Annotated in this window: 15 protein-coding genes; 6 read left to right on the plus strand and 9 right to left on the minus strand. The window is 72.2% G+C overall.

The genetic code is table 11. From position 1 onward, the window contains the following. Window positions 1-27: 27 nt before the first annotated feature. Window positions 28-1053 (minus strand): hemolysin family protein, encoded by a 1026-nt coding sequence (locus tag RIU97_RS33725; protein WP_404961289.1) that lies wholly within the window; start codon window positions 1051-1053, stop codon window positions 28-30. Beyond that, window positions 1050-2384 (minus strand): hemolysin family protein, encoded by a 1335-nt coding sequence (locus tag RIU97_RS33730; RefSeq protein WP_404961290.1) that lies wholly within the window; start codon window positions 2382-2384, stop codon window positions 1050-1052. Before RIU97_RS33730 ends, RIU97_RS33725 begins: the two co-directional genes overlap by 4 nt. Window positions 2385-2589: 205 nt before the next feature. Here RIU97_RS33730 and RIU97_RS33735 point away from each other — a divergent pair, with 205 nt between their 5' ends. Next, window positions 2590-3024, plus strand: a complete 435-nt coding sequence (locus RIU97_RS33735; protein ID WP_404961291.1) for a GNAT family N-acetyltransferase — start codon at window positions 2590-2592, stop codon at window positions 3022-3024. On the opposite strand, the gene RIU97_RS33740 is transcribed toward RIU97_RS33735, so the two are convergent. From RIU97_RS33740 to bioB, 4 genes are all read right to left on the minus strand, one after another. Continuing rightward, window positions 2996-3682: a class I SAM-dependent methyltransferase gene (locus tag RIU97_RS33740; RefSeq protein WP_404961292.1), complete on the minus strand. Its 687-nt coding sequence runs from the start codon at window positions 3680-3682 to the stop codon at window positions 2996-2998. The two genes, RIU97_RS33735 and RIU97_RS33740, sit on opposite strands and share 29 nt — an antisense overlap. Window positions 3683-3928: 246 nt before the next feature. Beyond that, window positions 3929-4660, minus strand: a complete 732-nt coding sequence (gene bioD, locus RIU97_RS33745; protein ID WP_404961293.1) for a dethiobiotin synthase — start codon at window positions 4658-4660, stop codon at window positions 3929-3931. A gap of 1 nt (window position 4661) precedes the next feature. Then, window positions 4662-5900, minus strand: coding sequence for an adenosylmethionine--8-amino-7-oxononanoate transaminase (locus RIU97_RS33750; protein ID WP_404961294.1), 1239 nt, complete (start codon window positions 5898-5900; stop codon window positions 4662-4664). A 145-nt stretch (window positions 5901-6045) separates the two neighbouring features. Next, on the minus strand, window positions 6046-7290 hold the full coding sequence (gene bioB / locus RIU97_RS33755) for a biotin synthase BioB (RefSeq protein WP_404961295.1): 1245 nt from the start codon (window positions 7288-7290) through the stop codon (window positions 6046-6048). A 157-nt stretch (window positions 7291-7447) separates the two neighbouring features. On the opposite strand from bioB, the gene RIU97_RS33760 reads away from it, so the two are divergent. Beyond that, a complete protein-coding gene (locus RIU97_RS33760) occupies window positions 7448-8620 on the plus strand; it encodes an 8-amino-7-oxononanoate synthase (RefSeq protein WP_404961296.1) in 1173 nt (390 codons plus the stop codon). Window positions 8621-8626: 6 nt separating this feature from the next. Here the strand turns inward: RIU97_RS33760 and RIU97_RS33765 are convergent, their stop codons facing one another. Both RIU97_RS33765 and RIU97_RS33770 read right to left on the minus strand, forming a co-directional pair. Then, window positions 8627-8848 carry a DUF397 domain-containing protein gene (locus tag RIU97_RS33765; RefSeq protein ID WP_319722562.1) on the minus strand — a complete coding sequence of 74 codons (222 nt, stop codon included), beginning with the start codon at window positions 8846-8848 and terminating at the stop codon, window positions 8627-8629. A gap of 12 nt (window positions 8849-8860) precedes the next feature. Beyond that, on the minus strand, window positions 8861-9745 hold the full coding sequence (locus RIU97_RS33770) for a helix-turn-helix domain-containing protein (protein WP_404961297.1): 885 nt from the start codon (window positions 9743-9745) through the stop codon (window positions 8861-8863). A 198-nt stretch (window positions 9746-9943) separates the two neighbouring features. Between RIU97_RS33770 and RIU97_RS33775 the strand changes: the two genes are divergently transcribed. Further along, window positions 9944-10399, plus strand: a complete 456-nt coding sequence (locus RIU97_RS33775) for an ATP-binding protein (protein ID WP_404961298.1) — start codon at window positions 9944-9946, stop codon at window positions 10397-10399. Window positions 10400-10404: 5 nt separating this feature from the next. Here the strand turns inward: RIU97_RS33775 and RIU97_RS33780 are convergent, their stop codons facing one another. Further along, the gene (locus tag RIU97_RS33780; protein ID WP_404961299.1) at window positions 10405-10797 is read right to left on the minus strand and encodes a VOC family protein; all 393 of its coding nucleotides are present in this window, start codon (window positions 10795-10797) and stop codon (window positions 10405-10407) included. 316 nt (window positions 10798-11113) lie between these two features. Here RIU97_RS33780 and RIU97_RS33785 point away from each other — a divergent pair, with 316 nt between their 5' ends. From RIU97_RS33785 to RIU97_RS33795, 3 genes are read left to right on the plus strand one after another with little or no spacing between them, the layout of a single operon-like run. Next, window positions 11114-11416, plus strand: coding sequence for an urease subunit gamma (locus tag RIU97_RS33785; RefSeq protein ID WP_327417676.1), 303 nt, complete (start codon window positions 11114-11116; stop codon window positions 11414-11416). A 14-nt stretch (window positions 11417-11430) separates the two neighbouring features. After that, complete coding sequence (locus tag RIU97_RS33790; RefSeq protein WP_266578461.1) at window positions 11431-11742, plus strand: urease subunit beta; 312 nt, start codon at window positions 11431-11433, stop codon at window positions 11740-11742. Further along, complete coding sequence (locus tag RIU97_RS33795) at window positions 11735-13456, plus strand: urease subunit alpha (RefSeq protein ID WP_404961300.1); 1722 nt, start codon at window positions 11735-11737, stop codon at window positions 13454-13456. Before RIU97_RS33790 ends, RIU97_RS33795 begins: the two co-directional genes overlap by 8 nt. Window positions 13457-13470: the final 14 nt, after the last annotated feature.

Genomic DNA, 13470 nt, shown 5'->3' on the forward strand with positions numbered 1-13470 from the left:
GCCGGGGGACCGCACCTCCCCGACGGATCAGGCGGACGCGGGCCTGCCGAACAGCTCCCGCAGTACGTCCTCCATGGTCACGAGGCCCGTCATGGCACCTTCCGCCCCGAGCACCGCCGCCAGGTGCGTACGGCTGCGCCGCATGGCGGTCAGCACGTCGTCCAGCGGGGTCTCCGCCCGTACCTGGGCGATCGGCCGCAGCTCCGCCACGGGGAAGGGCTCGTTCCGTGCCTCCCCGTCCGCGTCCAGGGCGTCCTTCACGTGCAGGTAGCCCAGGATCCGGTCCTGCTCGTCGACCACCGGGAAACGGGAGTACCCGGACTCGGCCGACAGCCGCTCCAGGCCGGTCGGAGTGATGCCCACGCGGGCCGAGACCACCCGGTCCGCCGGCAGCACCACATCGGTCACCGGCCGCCGGCCCAGCTCCAGGGCGTCGTGCAGGCGCTCGCTCGCCCGGTCGTCGAGCAGACCCGCGTCACTGGAGTCCTTGACCATCCGCGCCAGCTCGTCGTCCGAGAAGCTCGCCGCGATCTCGTCCTTCACCTCCACCCGCAGCAGGTGCAGCAGGGCGTTGGCGAAGGCGTTGATCGCGAAGATCACCGGCCGCAGCGCCCGGGTGACGGCCACCAGCGGCGGCCCCAGCAGGAGCGCGGTGCGCACCGGCTCGGACAGCGCCACGTTCTTCGGCACCATCTCGCCGAAGAGCATGTGCAGGTACGTAGCCAGCGACAGAGCCACCACGAACGAGATCGCGTGCGTCAGCCCGTCGGGTACCCCGACGAGGTCGAACAGCGGGGTCAGCAGGTGCGCGATGGCCGGCTCGGCCACCACACCCAGCACCAGGGTGCACAGCGTGATGCCCAGCTGCGCCGCCGCCATCAGCGCCGACACGTGCTCCAGGCCCCACAGGACGGCGCGGGCCCGCCGGTCGCCCTGCTCGGCGTACGGCTCGATCTGGCTGCGCCGGACCGAGATCAGTGCGAACTCCGCACCGACGAAGAAGGCGTTGACGACCAGGGTCGCCAGGCCGATCAGCAGCTGGATGACGGTCATCGGGCCTCCTCCGTTCCCCCGGCGCGCTCGGCCGGGGCGTGCAGCAGCACCCGCGCCGCCCGGCGTCCGCCGGCGTCCACCACGTCCAGCTGCCAGCCGTCCAGTTCCATCTGGTCGCCGACGGCCGGGATCCGGCCCAGCTCGGTCGCTATCAGGCCGGCCAGCGTCTCGTACGGACCGTCCGGCACGCGCAGGCCGATCCGCTGGAGCTGGTCGGTGCGCGCGGAGCCGTCGGCGGAGTAGAGGAGGCGGCCGGAATCGTCCGTACCGGCCGGGGCCAGGTCCGGGGTCTCGTGCGGATCGTGCTCGTCCCGGACCTCGCCGACGACCTCCTCGACGATGTCCTCCAGCGTGGCCACACCGGCCGTGCCGCCGTACTCGTCGATGACCACGGCCATCGTCTGCTTGCCGGACAGCCGGTCGAGCAGCCGGTCCACGGTCAGCGACTCCGGTACGAGGAGGGGCTCGCGCAGCAGCTGCGACACCGGACGGCGGCGCCGCTCCTCGGCGGGCAGGGCCAGCACGTCCTTGATGTGGACGGTGCCGACGACGGTGTCGAGGCTTCCCCGGTAGACCGGGAAGCGGGACAGGCCGGTGGCGAGCGTCGCGTTCGCCACGTCCTCGGCGGTGGTCTGCACGTCGAGAGCGGTGACCTGGACGCGCGGGGTCATCACGTTCTCCGCGGTCAGGTCGGCCAGGTTCAGGGTCCGCACGAACAGCTCGGCGGTGTCCTTCTCCAGCGCGCCCTCCTTCGCGGAGTGCCGCGCCAGGGCGACCAGCTCCTGCGGGGTGCGCGCGGAGGCCAGCTCCTCGGCCGGCTCCATGCCCAGGCGCCGCACCATGTGGTTCGCGGTGGTGTTGAGGTGGCTGATCAGGGGTTTGAAGGCCCGGCTGAAGACACGCTGCGCGGTCGCCACGCGCTTGGCGATCGCCAGCGGCGAGGAGATGGCCCAGTTCTTCGGCACCAGCTCGCCGACGACCATCAGCACCACGGTCGACACGACGGTGCCGAGGACCAGGGCGGTGGAGGAGGCGGCGCCGGCCGACAGGCCCATCGCCTCGAACGGGCCCTGGAGCAGGGTGGAGATCGACGGCTTGGAGATCATGCCGATGACCAGGCCGGTCACGGTGATGCCGAGCTGGGCGCCGGAGAGCTGGAACGTCAGGGTGCGGACGGCCGCCAGGGCGCTGTCGGCCCCGCGCTCACCGCGCTCGACGGCTCGTTCGAGCTCGCTGCGCTCCACGGTCGTCAGCGAGAACTCGGCCGCGACGAAGACCCCGCAGGCGACGCAGAGCAGCAGTGCCACGACGAGCAGGAGCACCTCGGTCATCGGTCGATCACCTCCGTCCCATGATCGGCCAGGAGGAGGGGGACCGCGCGATGTCGCGGAGCGGTATGTCGGGGACTGGGAGGCTCGCCCATGGGCGGACGCTCACACCTTTCACTCAAGAGGGACCTTGCCCACATGGTAAAGGACGGGCAAAGAGAACGGATCATTCTTTTGGCGGAGTCCGGCCGGATGATGGGATCCGGATATGACTGATCTTCATATCGGACCCGCTTCGGCCGCCGATCTCGGCGCCGTGCTCGCCTTCTGGAAGGCCGCCGCCGAGGGAACGAGTATCAGCGACGACCTCGCCGGGGTCGAGCGGCTCCACGACCGCGACCCGCAGGCGCTGCTCCTCGCCCGGCGCGACGGCGAGCTCGTGGGCACGGTGATCGCCGGGTTCGACGGCTGGCGCTGTCACCTGTACCGGCTCGCCGTGCACCCCGGCCACCGGCGCCAGGGGATCGGGACCGCACTGCTGGCCGCCGCCGAGGAACGCTTCGTGGCGCTCGGCGGGCGGCGGGCGGACGCGATGGTGCTCGTCCGCAACGCACGGGCCCACCTGGCCTGGGACGCCGCGGGCTACGGGCCCCAGGACCAGTGGACGCGCTGGGTCAAGCCTCTCGGCGCGCCGACCCGATGACGCAGTAGGAGGTCGGCAGGGCCGGACCGCGCTCGGGCAGCCGCAGGCGGCGGTGCGAGACGATCCGGAAGCCGGCGGCCTCGATGGCGGCGAGCGGGTCGCGCGCGGTGTGGCAGCCGCCGAAGAGGTGCGGCCAGACGGTCCGGTCCAGGGTGCGCTGGACGGCGGCCATGCCGGGGCCGGGCGCCAGGCCGTGCTCGAAGAAGCGCAGCTCGGCGTCGGGGCGGAGTACGCGGTGCAGTTCGGCGAGGGAGCGGTGCAGGTCCCGTACGGTGCACAGCACCAGCGAGGCGACGGCGGCGTCGAAGGCCTCGCTCTTGACCGGGAGGGCCTCGGCGGCGCCGGGTACGACGTCCACGGGGACCTCGCAGCGGAGGGCGGCGGAGGCCGCGAGCCGGCGGAGGGTGCGCTCCGGTTCGACGGCGACGACCTCGGAGACGGCGCGGGGGTAGTGCGGGAAGTTCAGGCCGTTGCCGGCGCCGATCTCGATGACGCGGCCGGAGACGCCGTGCAGCAGCTCGCGGCGGAGGGGGGCGATGCCGGCGCGGGTCTCGGCGGTGGTGCTGGCGCGGGCGTAGAAGCGGGCGAAGACGGGGTGGTGGACGGGGTCGTGGGGCGGGGTGCTGTGCGTGGTGCGCTTGTTGCGGCGGGGCGGCATGACGGACCTCCCGGGAGGCGACGTTCCGGTACCTCCAGCGTGCCCTGTGGTCGGGCCGTCATCCCTGCCTCCGGCGGCTCGGGCTCCGAGCCCATGCCCCGCGCCTCAGACGCCGGCGAGGCGGAAAGACCCGGGGCTCCGCCCCGGACCCCGCGCCTCAGACGCCGACGGGGCTGGATTGAGGCGACGGGGCCGGATTGCGGCGGCGTTGCCGGGTTTGTCGCCGGCGGGGGTTCGTGCCCCGGCTCAGGCGTATGCCGGAGGGGACCACGTCGTGAGGAAGGAGGCTGGCGACCAGGTGCCCCAGAGGGGTGGGGCCAGCCAGGTGGGGGCCGAGGTGCGGAAGTGGTCCGGGGGGAGGGTGCCCGAGCGCTCCGGGATCGCGCCCAGGAGGGGCAGGTCCGCGGACTTCGGGAGGTCCGCCAGGTTGCAGCGGGCCGCCAGGTCCGGGTCCTGCGGCCAGCTGCCGACCACCACGCCCAGCGGGGTCAGGTCCCGGGCCCGCAGGGCTTCCGCCGTGAGGGTGGTGGAGTTGAGGGTTCCGAGGCCCGCAGGGGCGACGATCACGGTCGGCGCGCCCAGCAGCCGGGCCGCGTCGGCCAGAGTGTTGCCCTCGTCGTCGAAGTGGACGAGCAGCCCGCCCGCCCCCTCCACCAGGACCAGGTCGTGCGCCTCGGACAGCTGCCGCGCCGCCTCCGCGATCTCCGCCGGGGAGAGGGTCGGCAGCCCCGCGCGGCGGGCCGCCGTGTTCGGGGCCAAGGGCTCCGGATAGCGGGCCAGTTCCACCGCGGTGACCGCGGAGCCGGCCAGGCGGACCGCTTCCGCGGCGTCCCCCGGCTCCTGCGGACCCACACCCGTCTGCGCGGGCTTGAGCACGGCCACCGAGCGGCCGGCCGCGATCGCGGCGGCCGCGATCGCCGACGTGACCATGGTCTTGCCGATTTCGGTGCCCGTCCCGGACACCACCACTACGGACATCTCAGCCTTCCTCCGCGGCCGCGCACACCGCGCGGCAGATACGGGCCACGTCCGCCTCGCCGGTGACGAACGGCGGCATGACATAGATCAGGTCCCGGAAGGGGCGCAGCCACACGCCCTCGCGCACCGCCGCCCGGGTCGCGGCCGCCATGTCGATCTCGTGGTCCAGCTGCACCACGCCGATCGCGCCCAGCACGCGCACGTCCCGCACGCCGGGGATCCCCGCCGCGGCCGCCAGGCCTTCGCGGAGGCCGGCCTCGATCCGCTTGACGTCGGTCGCCCAGTCCTGCCCGAGGAGGAGCTCGATCGACGCGAGCGCCACCGCCGACGCGAGCGGGTTGCCCATGAAGGTCGGCCCGTGCGCGAGCACGGGCACCTCGCCCTGGGAGATCCCGTCGGCGACCCGTTCCGTGCACAGGGTCGCCGCGAGGGTGAGGTAGCCACCGGTCAGCGACTTGCCCAGGCACATCACGTCCGGGGTGATCCCGGCGTGGTCGGCCGCGAAGAGCGCGCCCGTGCGGCCGAAGCCCGTCGCGATCTCGTCCAGGATGAGGAGGACGCCGTACTCGTCGCACAGCTCGCGCAGCACCCGGAGGTGGTCCGGGTGGTGGAAGCGCATGCCGCCCGCGCCCTGGACCACCGGCTCCACGATGACGGCGGCCAACTCGTCGGCGTGCGCGGCGATCAGGGAGCGCAGGTGGTCGGCGTACGCCGGGTCCACGGGCGTGTCGAAACCGGCGGGCGGCGCGTCCGCGAAGACCTGCCGCGGCAGGTGCCCCTGCCACAGCTCGTGCATGCCGCCGTCGGGGTCGCAGACGGCCATCGGCTGCCAGGTGTCCCCGTGGTAGCCGCCGCGCCAGGTCAGCAGCCGGGTCTTGCCCGTCCGCCCCACCGAACGCCAGTACTGCAGGCACATCTTGACCGCGACCTCGACGGACACCGAGCCCGAGTCGGAGAGGAAGACGTGCTCCAGCCCCTGCGGGGTGATCTCGACGAGCTTCGCGGCGAGCCGGACGGCGGGCTCGTGGGTGAGCCCGCCGAACATCACGTGCGACATACGGCCCAGCTGCGTGGTCACGGCCTCGTTGAGCACCGGGTGGTTGTAGCCGTGGATGGCCGACCACCAGGAGGACATACCGTCGACCAGCTCCTCGTGGCCCTCCCCCTGGGAGGGCTCGGCGAGCCGCAGCCGCACTCCCGAGGCGGAGGCGATGACCAGCGGCTCCTGCCGCCCGGGCATCGGACCGTACGGGTGCCAGACGTGCTGCCGGTCCAGCGCGAGCAGTTCCGCGCCGGACGAAAGAGGGCCGGAAGAACGAGGGCCGGACGAACGAGTGCCGGCCGGACGTGTCCCGGACGACGGTGCGTCGAGCGGGTGCGGCTGATCAGGCATTGGGAGCGATGTCCGTCCCCGCGCCGCGACGGCGTACGGCCACCAGCTCCGGCCGGACCTCGCCGGCCTCGGCCTGGGCCGGTACGGGCGCCGCCTCCGCGTGCCCGTGCCCGGAGCAGCCGCCGCACGCCGAGCCGCAGCCCGCCGCCGGGGCGTCGTCGCCCGTGGTCGCGCCCGAACCGCAGACCGAGGCGCCGCCGTTCGAGCCGCAGCCCCCGGCGGCCGCCGCGTCGGAGCGGTGCGCGGGGAGGGTCGACGTACCGGCGCCCTCCACCTCGAAACCGGCGTCCGCGATCATGTCGAGGTCGGCCTGACCGGCCTGGCCCTCACTGGTCAGGTAGTCGCCCAGGAAGATCGAGTTGACCACGTGCAGGGCCAGCGGCTGCAGCGAGCGCAGGTGCACCTCGCGCCCGCCCGCGAGGCGGACCTCGACGTCGGGACAGACGAACCGCGCCATCGCCAGGATCCGCAGGCAGCGCTGCGGGGTGAGGTTCCACTCCTTGGCCAGCGGGGTGCCCTCGAAGGGGATCAGGAAGTTGACCGGTACCGAGTCCGCGTCCAGCTCGCGCAGCGAGAAGACGACGTCGACCAGGTCCTCGTCGGTCTCGCCCATGCCCGCGATCAGACCGGAGCACGCGGACAGGCCGGCGGCGTGCGCCTTTTGTACGGTGTCGACCCGGTCCGCGTAGGTGTGGGTCTTGGTGATCGCGCCGTACGTCGCCTCGGACGTGTTGAGGTTGTGGTTGTAGGCGTCCGCGCCCGCGTCGCGCAGCCGCTCCGCCTGGCCGTCCGAGAGCAGGCCGAGGCACGCGCAGACCTCGACGCCCTCGTTCTGCTCCTTGATCGCCTCGATGGTCTTGCCGACCCGGTCCACGTCCCGGTCCGTCGGCCCGCGGCCGCTCGCGACCAGGCAGACCCGCTTCGCGCCGCCCGCGACGCCGGCGGCGGCGGCCTGGGAGGCCTCTTCCGGCTTCAGCCACGTGTACTTGAGGATCTCCGCCTTCGATCCCAGGCGCTGGGAGCAGTACGAGCAGTCCTCCGGGCACAGGCCCGACTTCAGGTTGACCAGGTAGTTCAGCTTGACCCGACGCCCGAACCACTGGCGGCGCACCTTGCCGGCCGCGGCCACCACGTCGAGCAGTTCGTCGTCAGAAGTCGCCAGTACGGCGAGCGCCTCTTCGCGGGTCGGCAGCTCGCGCCGCAGCCCCTTGTCCACCAGGGTGTTCAGCAGGTCCATGCACCCGATCCTGGACCACAGCACCCATCCCGGCCAAGGAGAGATCGCACAACATGGCCGGATGGGTGTGTGTGTATCACCACACCTGGCGCACAAGTCACGGCCGCTAGGGTCGGGGCAGGTCTGTGGACTGCCGACAAAACACGAGGACATGCCGATGCCCCAGCACACCCCCGACCCCGAGGCCGTCTTCGCCTGGATCGACGCCGCGGAGAGCGAGCGGGAGCAGGCGGGGCTGGTCCGCACGCTCCGCCCGCGGCCGGCGGTGTCGCCGCTCCTGGACCTCGCGAGCAACGACTACCTCGGCCTGTCCCGGCACCCCGAGACGGTCCGCGGGGCACGGGAGGCGGCCGAGCGCTGGGGCGCCGGAGCCACCGGGTCCCGCCTCGTGACGGGCACGACCGAGCTGCACGAGGAGCTGGAGCGGGAGCTCGCCGCCTTCTGCGGTTTCGAGGCCGCGCTGGTCCTCTCCTCCGGGTACGCGGCCAATCTCGCCGCCGTCACCGCGCTCGGCGGCCGGGGGACGCTGGTCGTCTCCGACGCAGGAAACCACGCCTCGATCGTCGACGGCTGCCGGCTCTCGCGCGCCGAGACCGCGGTGATCCCGCACTCCGACCCGGACACCGCGCGCAAGACGCTCGCCACCCACGACGGCCCGGCGCTGCTGGTGAGCGACTCGGTGTTCTCCGTGGACGGGGACGCCGCCCCGCTCGCCGGGTACGCCGCCGCCTGCCGTGACGAGGGCGCGGCCCTGATCGTGGACGACGCCCACGGGCTGGGCGTGCTCGGCGAGGGCGGCCGCGGCGCGCTGCACGCCGCCGGGCTCGCGGGCGCGCCCTACGTGGTCGCGACGCTGACCCTGTCGAAGTCCCTGGGCAGCCAGGGCGGGGCCGTGCTCGGCCCGGCCAAGGTGATCAGACACCTGGTCAACACGGCGCGCACCTTCATCTTCGACACCGGACTGGCCCCGGCCGCCGCGGGCGCGGCCCTGGCGAGCCTGCGCCTGCTCCAGCGGGAACCGGAGCGGGCGGGCCGCGCCCGCGAGGTGGCCGACCGGCTGTACGGGCGGCTCACCGCGTCCGGCCTGACCGCGGCCCGGCCGGACGCGGCCGTGGTGTCGGTACGGGCCCCGTCGGCGTCGGCGGCACTGCGCTGGGCCGCCGACTGCCGCGAGGCGGGTCTGTCCGTGGGGTGCTTCCGCCCGCCGTCGGTGCCGGACGGCATCTCCCGGCTGCGGCTGACCGCCCGGGCCGATCTCACGGCGGAGGAGATCAACCGGGCGGTCGGGACGATCCTTCGGACCGCGCCCGCCGGAGCCACGGAACGCTAGGCGGAGCTACGCGTGCGCGTCCGCCCGTACGGAGGCGAGGAAGCCGTCCCAGGCCGGCCCGGTGAAGAGCACGGCCGGGCCGTCGGCCCGCTTGGAGTCGCGGACGGCCAGCAGGCCGCCGCCGAGGGCGGCCGCTTCCACGCAGTTGTTCATTCCGGTGCTGCGGCTGCTCCGCCGCCACCGCGCGCTGATCAGAAGTCCGCTGGAGGATAAGGGGGTTGCGGACACGGGGGTGCCTCCTTACGCGTTGTCAGCAAGGCTGCTGATGAGATCCGACGAGTCCTGGGGCGGGAGGGCGTGTTCCTGAATGGTGCGGAACGCGGCGCTGTACGCCTCTAGGTCTTCCTTCCGCTCCAGATAGAGGCTACTCGTCAAATGGTCGAGTACCACCACATCCAGATCAGCGATGTCCGGAAATGAAAAAATGACGAACGGTCCTGTCAGGCCGAGATGGCCGCCGACGCTGAACGGAAGGACCTGCAGGCACACTTGGGGCAGCCTGGACACCTCCGCCAGGTGCCGCAGCTGCTCGGCCATCACCCCGGGTCCGCCGATCTGCCGGCGCAGTACCGCCTCGTCCAGCACCGCGCTCAGCTCCAGCGGCGGATCGGCCCGCAGCACCGACTGCCGGGCCAGCCGTACGTCGACCAGGGCGTCCACCTTCGGCTCCGGCAGCCCGCCCAGCGCGGCCCGGGTCACCGCCCGCGCGTACCCGGAGGTCTGCAGCAGCCCCGGCACCACGGACAGCTCCACGGTGCGGGCCGACCGGGCGCCCGCCTCCAGGCTGATGAAGTCCCGGTACTCCTGCGGCAGCAGCCCCCGGTAGTCGTGCCACCACTGGCGGCCCCGCCCGGTGTCGCCGGCCGGACCGGGGCCGGCGGCCGAGGCCGACAGGGCCTCCAGCAGGGCGCGTTGCTGCGGGCTCACGACCTCCCCGTAGACGTCGAGGAGCAGCCGGATGTCCTCCGGCTTCACGCCGCTGCGGCCTGTCTCGATGCGGCTGATTTTCGACTGGTGCCATCCCATGATCCGGGCGGCTTCACCACTGGTGAGTCCGGACCGGTCACGCAGGGCACGCAGTTCCTCGCCGAGCTTGCGCCGACGCACCGCGGGACCGTGCTGCACACCCGCCTCCCTTCCACCGGCACAGCTCGCACCAGTCTGCCGTCCAAATACGCTCTTCCGTAGCAGAGTTCACCGCATTGAGCGACAGATATATGCATATCTTGGGGGAACGGCAGGTGCGGCGCCACGATGGGTGGCACTCTGGCGTCCAGCACAGATCCGGGGCGGTTCCGTCCCGGTGGGAAAGGGACCGTCGCCATGGCAGACCACCAGGAAGCATCCGTCACTCTGCCGAGCGATCCCGCTTCGGTCGCCGCCGCCCGCCGCTTCGTGGCGGACGTGCTGAGCGAATGGGGACTCCCCGAAGACGCCGAGACCGCTGACAGTGTCCGGCTGATCGTCTCGGAGCTCGCCACCAACGCCGTCCAGCACACTTTCGGCCAGTCGCCCACCTTCACGGTCGAGATCCGGCTGGAGCGCCAGGAGTGGCTGCGCGTCGGGGTGACCGACAGCTACCCCCGCTGGCCCAAGCGGCTCCCGGCCGCCGTCCAGCAGGACAACGGCCGGGGCATGGTCATCATCCGCTGGCTCGCTGCGGAGGCGGGCGGCCGACTGTCGGTCACCCCGACCGAGGAGGGCGGCAAGACGGTGTGGATCACGCTGCCCTGGGCCGTCGGAGCGCCGGCGGCGGCGCGGAGCGTCCCCGGCTGCTGAAGGACTCAGGCGGTGCCGCGTTCCACCGCGCTGCGCTCGATGCACAGCTCGTTGCCCTCGGGGTCGGCGAGCACGACCCACCCCATGACGCCGTCCTCGTCGCGGCGGTCGTCCACGAGCTTCGCGCCGAGCCCGATCAGCCGCTCGACCGTCTCGTCCCGGGTGCCGGTCGGCGGCTGGATGTCCAAGTGGACACGGTTCTTGACGGACTTGGCGTCCGGCACCCGGATGAACAGCAGTCCGGGCACACCCGGCTGTGCCGGCTCCAGCAGGATCTCGTCGTCCCCCTCCACGTCGTCGGGGTGGATCGGATAGCCGGTCACCGCCGACCAGAACTCGGCGACCCGGTAGGGGTCGAGGGCGTCGAAGGTGATGTGCCGGACGGGATTGACGAACATGTGTCTCCTCGATGGGGGATCCGTATGCGAATCCGTATACGGAACCGGGCTCTCGGGGCAACGGAGTTGAACCGGGTGCCTGCCTGAAACGTGGGTTAACGCAGCGGAAAAGCGCGGCCCCTAGCGTGGCGGCCACGTTCGACCGCCAATGATCACCCATGATCCGGTAAAGCGGCGGTGGTCGGGACGGAAAGCCTTCCCCTGCGTTGGGCAAGACACGCTTGGCTCGGATATGTGCAGGTCAACAAGGTGTTGACGGCCGTTAGGGTCGCTCCGGCGCGTTGTTGATCTTGTCCCGGAAACTTGGTGATGACGAGTGCATCTGACACCGCACGAGCAGGAGAGACTGCTCATCCACGTGGCCGCGGACGTGGCCGAAAAGCGAAGGGCGCGCGGGGTCCGCCTCAACCATCCCGAGGCGATCGCGCTGATCACGTCGCACATCCTCGAAGGGGCCCGCGACGGCCGGACCGTGGCCGAGCTGATGGCCTCCGGCCGCACCGTCCTGCGCCGCGAGGAAGTCATGGAGGGGATCCCCGAGATGATCCACGACGTCCAGGTCGAGGCGACCTTCCCGGACGGCACCAAGCTCGTCACCGTCCACGACCCCATCGTCTGAAGAGGAGTACCCGCATGATCCCCGGCGAGATCGCCTACGGGGACGGCCCGGTGCGCCTCAACGAGGGCCGCCCCGTCACCCGCCTCACCGTGCTCAACGCCGCCGACCGCCCGGTCCAGGTCGGCTCCCACTACCACTTCGCCGAGGCCAATCCCGGGCTCGACTTCGACCGCGCCGCCGCCCGCGGGCTCCGGCTCAACATCGCCGCCGGCACGGCCGTCCGCTTCGAGCCGGGCATCCCGGTCGCGGTGGAACTCGTACCCCTGGGCGGGCTGCGCACCGTACCGGGGCTGCGCGGGGAGACCGGAGGGCCGCTCGATGGCTGAGATCTCCCGCCAGGTGTACGCCGACCTCTTCGGGCCGACGGCCGGCGACCGGATCCGGCTCGCCGACACCGACCTCTTCGTCGAGATCGAGCAGGACCTCTGCGGCGGACCCGGCCGGGCCGGGGACGAGGCCGTATTCGGCGGCGGCAAGGTGATCCGCGAATCCATGGGGCAGGCCCGGACCACCCGGGCGGAGGGCGCCCCCGACACCGTGATCACCGGCATCGTCGTCCTCGACCACTGGGGCATCGTCAAGGCCGACCTCGGCATCCGCGACGGCCGGATCTGCGGCATCGGCAAGGCCGGCAACCCCGACACCATGGACGGGGTCGACCCCGCCCTCGTCATCGGCCCCGAGACCGAGATCATCGCGGGCAACGGGAAGATCGTCACCGCCGGCGCCATCGACGCCCACGTGCACTTCATCTCCCCGACGGTCATCGAGGAGGCGCTGGCCTCCGGGACCACCACCCTGGTCGGCGGCGGCACCGGACCGGCCGAAGGCACCAAGGCCACCACCGTCACGCCCGGACCCTGGCACCTGGCCCGGATGTTCGCGGCGCTGGATGCCTACCCCGTCAACATCGGCCTCCTCGGCAAGGGCAACACCATGTCCCGCGAGGCCATGCACTCCCAACTGCGGGGCGGCGCGCTCGGATTCAAGCTCCACGAGGACTGGGGAACCACCCCGGCCGTCATCGACGCCTGCCTGAGCGTCTGCGAGGAGACCGGCGCCCAGGTCGCCATCCACACCGACACCCTCAACGAGGCCGGATTCGTCGGCGACACCCTCGCGGCCATCGCGGGCCGGACCATCCACTCGTACCACACCGAAGGCGCGGGCGGCGGGCACGCCCCCGACATCATCACCGTGGTCTCCGAGCCCAACATCCTGCCGAGCTCCACCAACCCCACCCGGCCGCACACCGTCAACACCGTCGAGGAACACCTCGACATGCTGATGGTCTGCCACCACCTCAACCCGGCCGTCCCCGAGGACCTCGCCTTCGCCGAATCCCGCATCCGGCCATCGACCATCGCCGCCGAGGACGTCCTGCACGACCTCGGGGCCATCTCCATCATCTCCTCCGACTCCCAGGCCATGGGCCGGGTCGGCGAGGTCGTCCTGCGCACCTGGCAGACCGCCCACGTGATGAAGAAGCGGCGCGGCTTCCTCCCCGGCGACGGGCCCGCCGACAACCACCGGGCCCGCCGCTACGTCGCGAAGTACACGATCAACCCCGCCGTGGCCCAGGGACTCGCCCGCGAGATCGGCTCGGTCGAGACCGGCAAACTCGCCGACCTCGTCCTGTGGAACCCGGCCTTCTTCGGGGTCAAGCCCGAGCTCGTCATCAAGGGCGGCCAGATCGCCTACGCGCAGATGGGCGACGCCAACGCCTCCATCCCCACCCCCCAGCCCGTCATGCCACGCCCCATGTTCGGCAGCCACGGGCGCGCCCCCGCCCTGAACTCGCTGAACTTCACCGCACAGGCCGCCCTCGACGACGGACTGCCCGAACGCCTCGGACTCGGCAAGCAGTTCACGGCCATCGAGAGCACCCGCAAGGTGGGCAAGGCCGACATGCGCAACAACGACGCCATGCCGAGGGTCGAGGTCGACGCCGACACCTTCACGGTCACCATCGACGGGGAAGCCGTGGAACCGGCGCCCGCGACGGAACTGCCCATGGCCCAGCGGTACTTCCTCTTCTGATGGGGCGCAGCCTG

Origin of the sequence: Streptomyces sp. 147326 (assembly GCF_045000215.1) — a bacterium.
GTDB lineage: Bacteria > Actinomycetota > Actinomycetes > Streptomycetales > Streptomycetaceae > Streptomyces.

Coding starts and splice junctions, on each gene's coding strand:
- RIU97_RS33725 (WP_404961289.1), bottom strand. CDS start 1,053: ATGACCGTCATCCAGCTGCTGATCGGCCTGGCGACCCTGGTCGTCAAC.
- RIU97_RS33730 (WP_404961290.1), bottom strand. CDS start 2,384: ATGACCGAGGTGCTCCTGCTCGTCGTGGCACTGCTGCTCTGCGTCGCC.
- RIU97_RS33735 (WP_404961291.1), top strand. CDS start 2,590: ATGACTGATCTTCATATCGGACCCGCTTCGGCCGCCGATCTCGGCGCC.
- RIU97_RS33740 (WP_404961292.1), bottom strand. CDS start 3,682: ATGCCGCCCCGCCGCAACAAGCGCACCACGCACAGCACCCCGCCCCAC.
- bioD (WP_404961293.1), bottom strand. CDS start 4,660: ATGTCCGTAGTGGTGGTGTCCGGGACGGGCACCGAAATCGGCAAGACC.
- RIU97_RS33750 (WP_404961294.1), bottom strand. CDS start 5,900: ATGCCCGGGCGGCAGGAGCCGCTGGTCATCGCCTCCGCCTCGGGAGTG.
- bioB (WP_404961295.1), bottom strand. CDS start 7,290: ATGGACCTGCTGAACACCCTGGTGGACAAGGGGCTGCGGCGCGAGCTG.
- RIU97_RS33760 (WP_404961296.1), top strand. CDS start 7,448: ATGCCCCAGCACACCCCCGACCCCGAGGCCGTCTTCGCCTGGATCGAC.
- RIU97_RS33775 (WP_404961298.1), top strand. CDS start 9,944: ATGGCAGACCACCAGGAAGCATCCGTCACTCTGCCGAGCGATCCCGCT.
- RIU97_RS33780 (WP_404961299.1), bottom strand. CDS start 10,797: ATGTTCGTCAATCCCGTCCGGCACATCACCTTCGACGCCCTCGACCCC.
- RIU97_RS33790 (WP_266578461.1), top strand. CDS start 11,431: ATGATCCCCGGCGAGATCGCCTACGGGGACGGCCCGGTGCGCCTCAAC.
- RIU97_RS33795 (WP_404961300.1), top strand. CDS start 11,735: ATGGCTGAGATCTCCCGCCAGGTGTACGCCGACCTCTTCGGGCCGACG.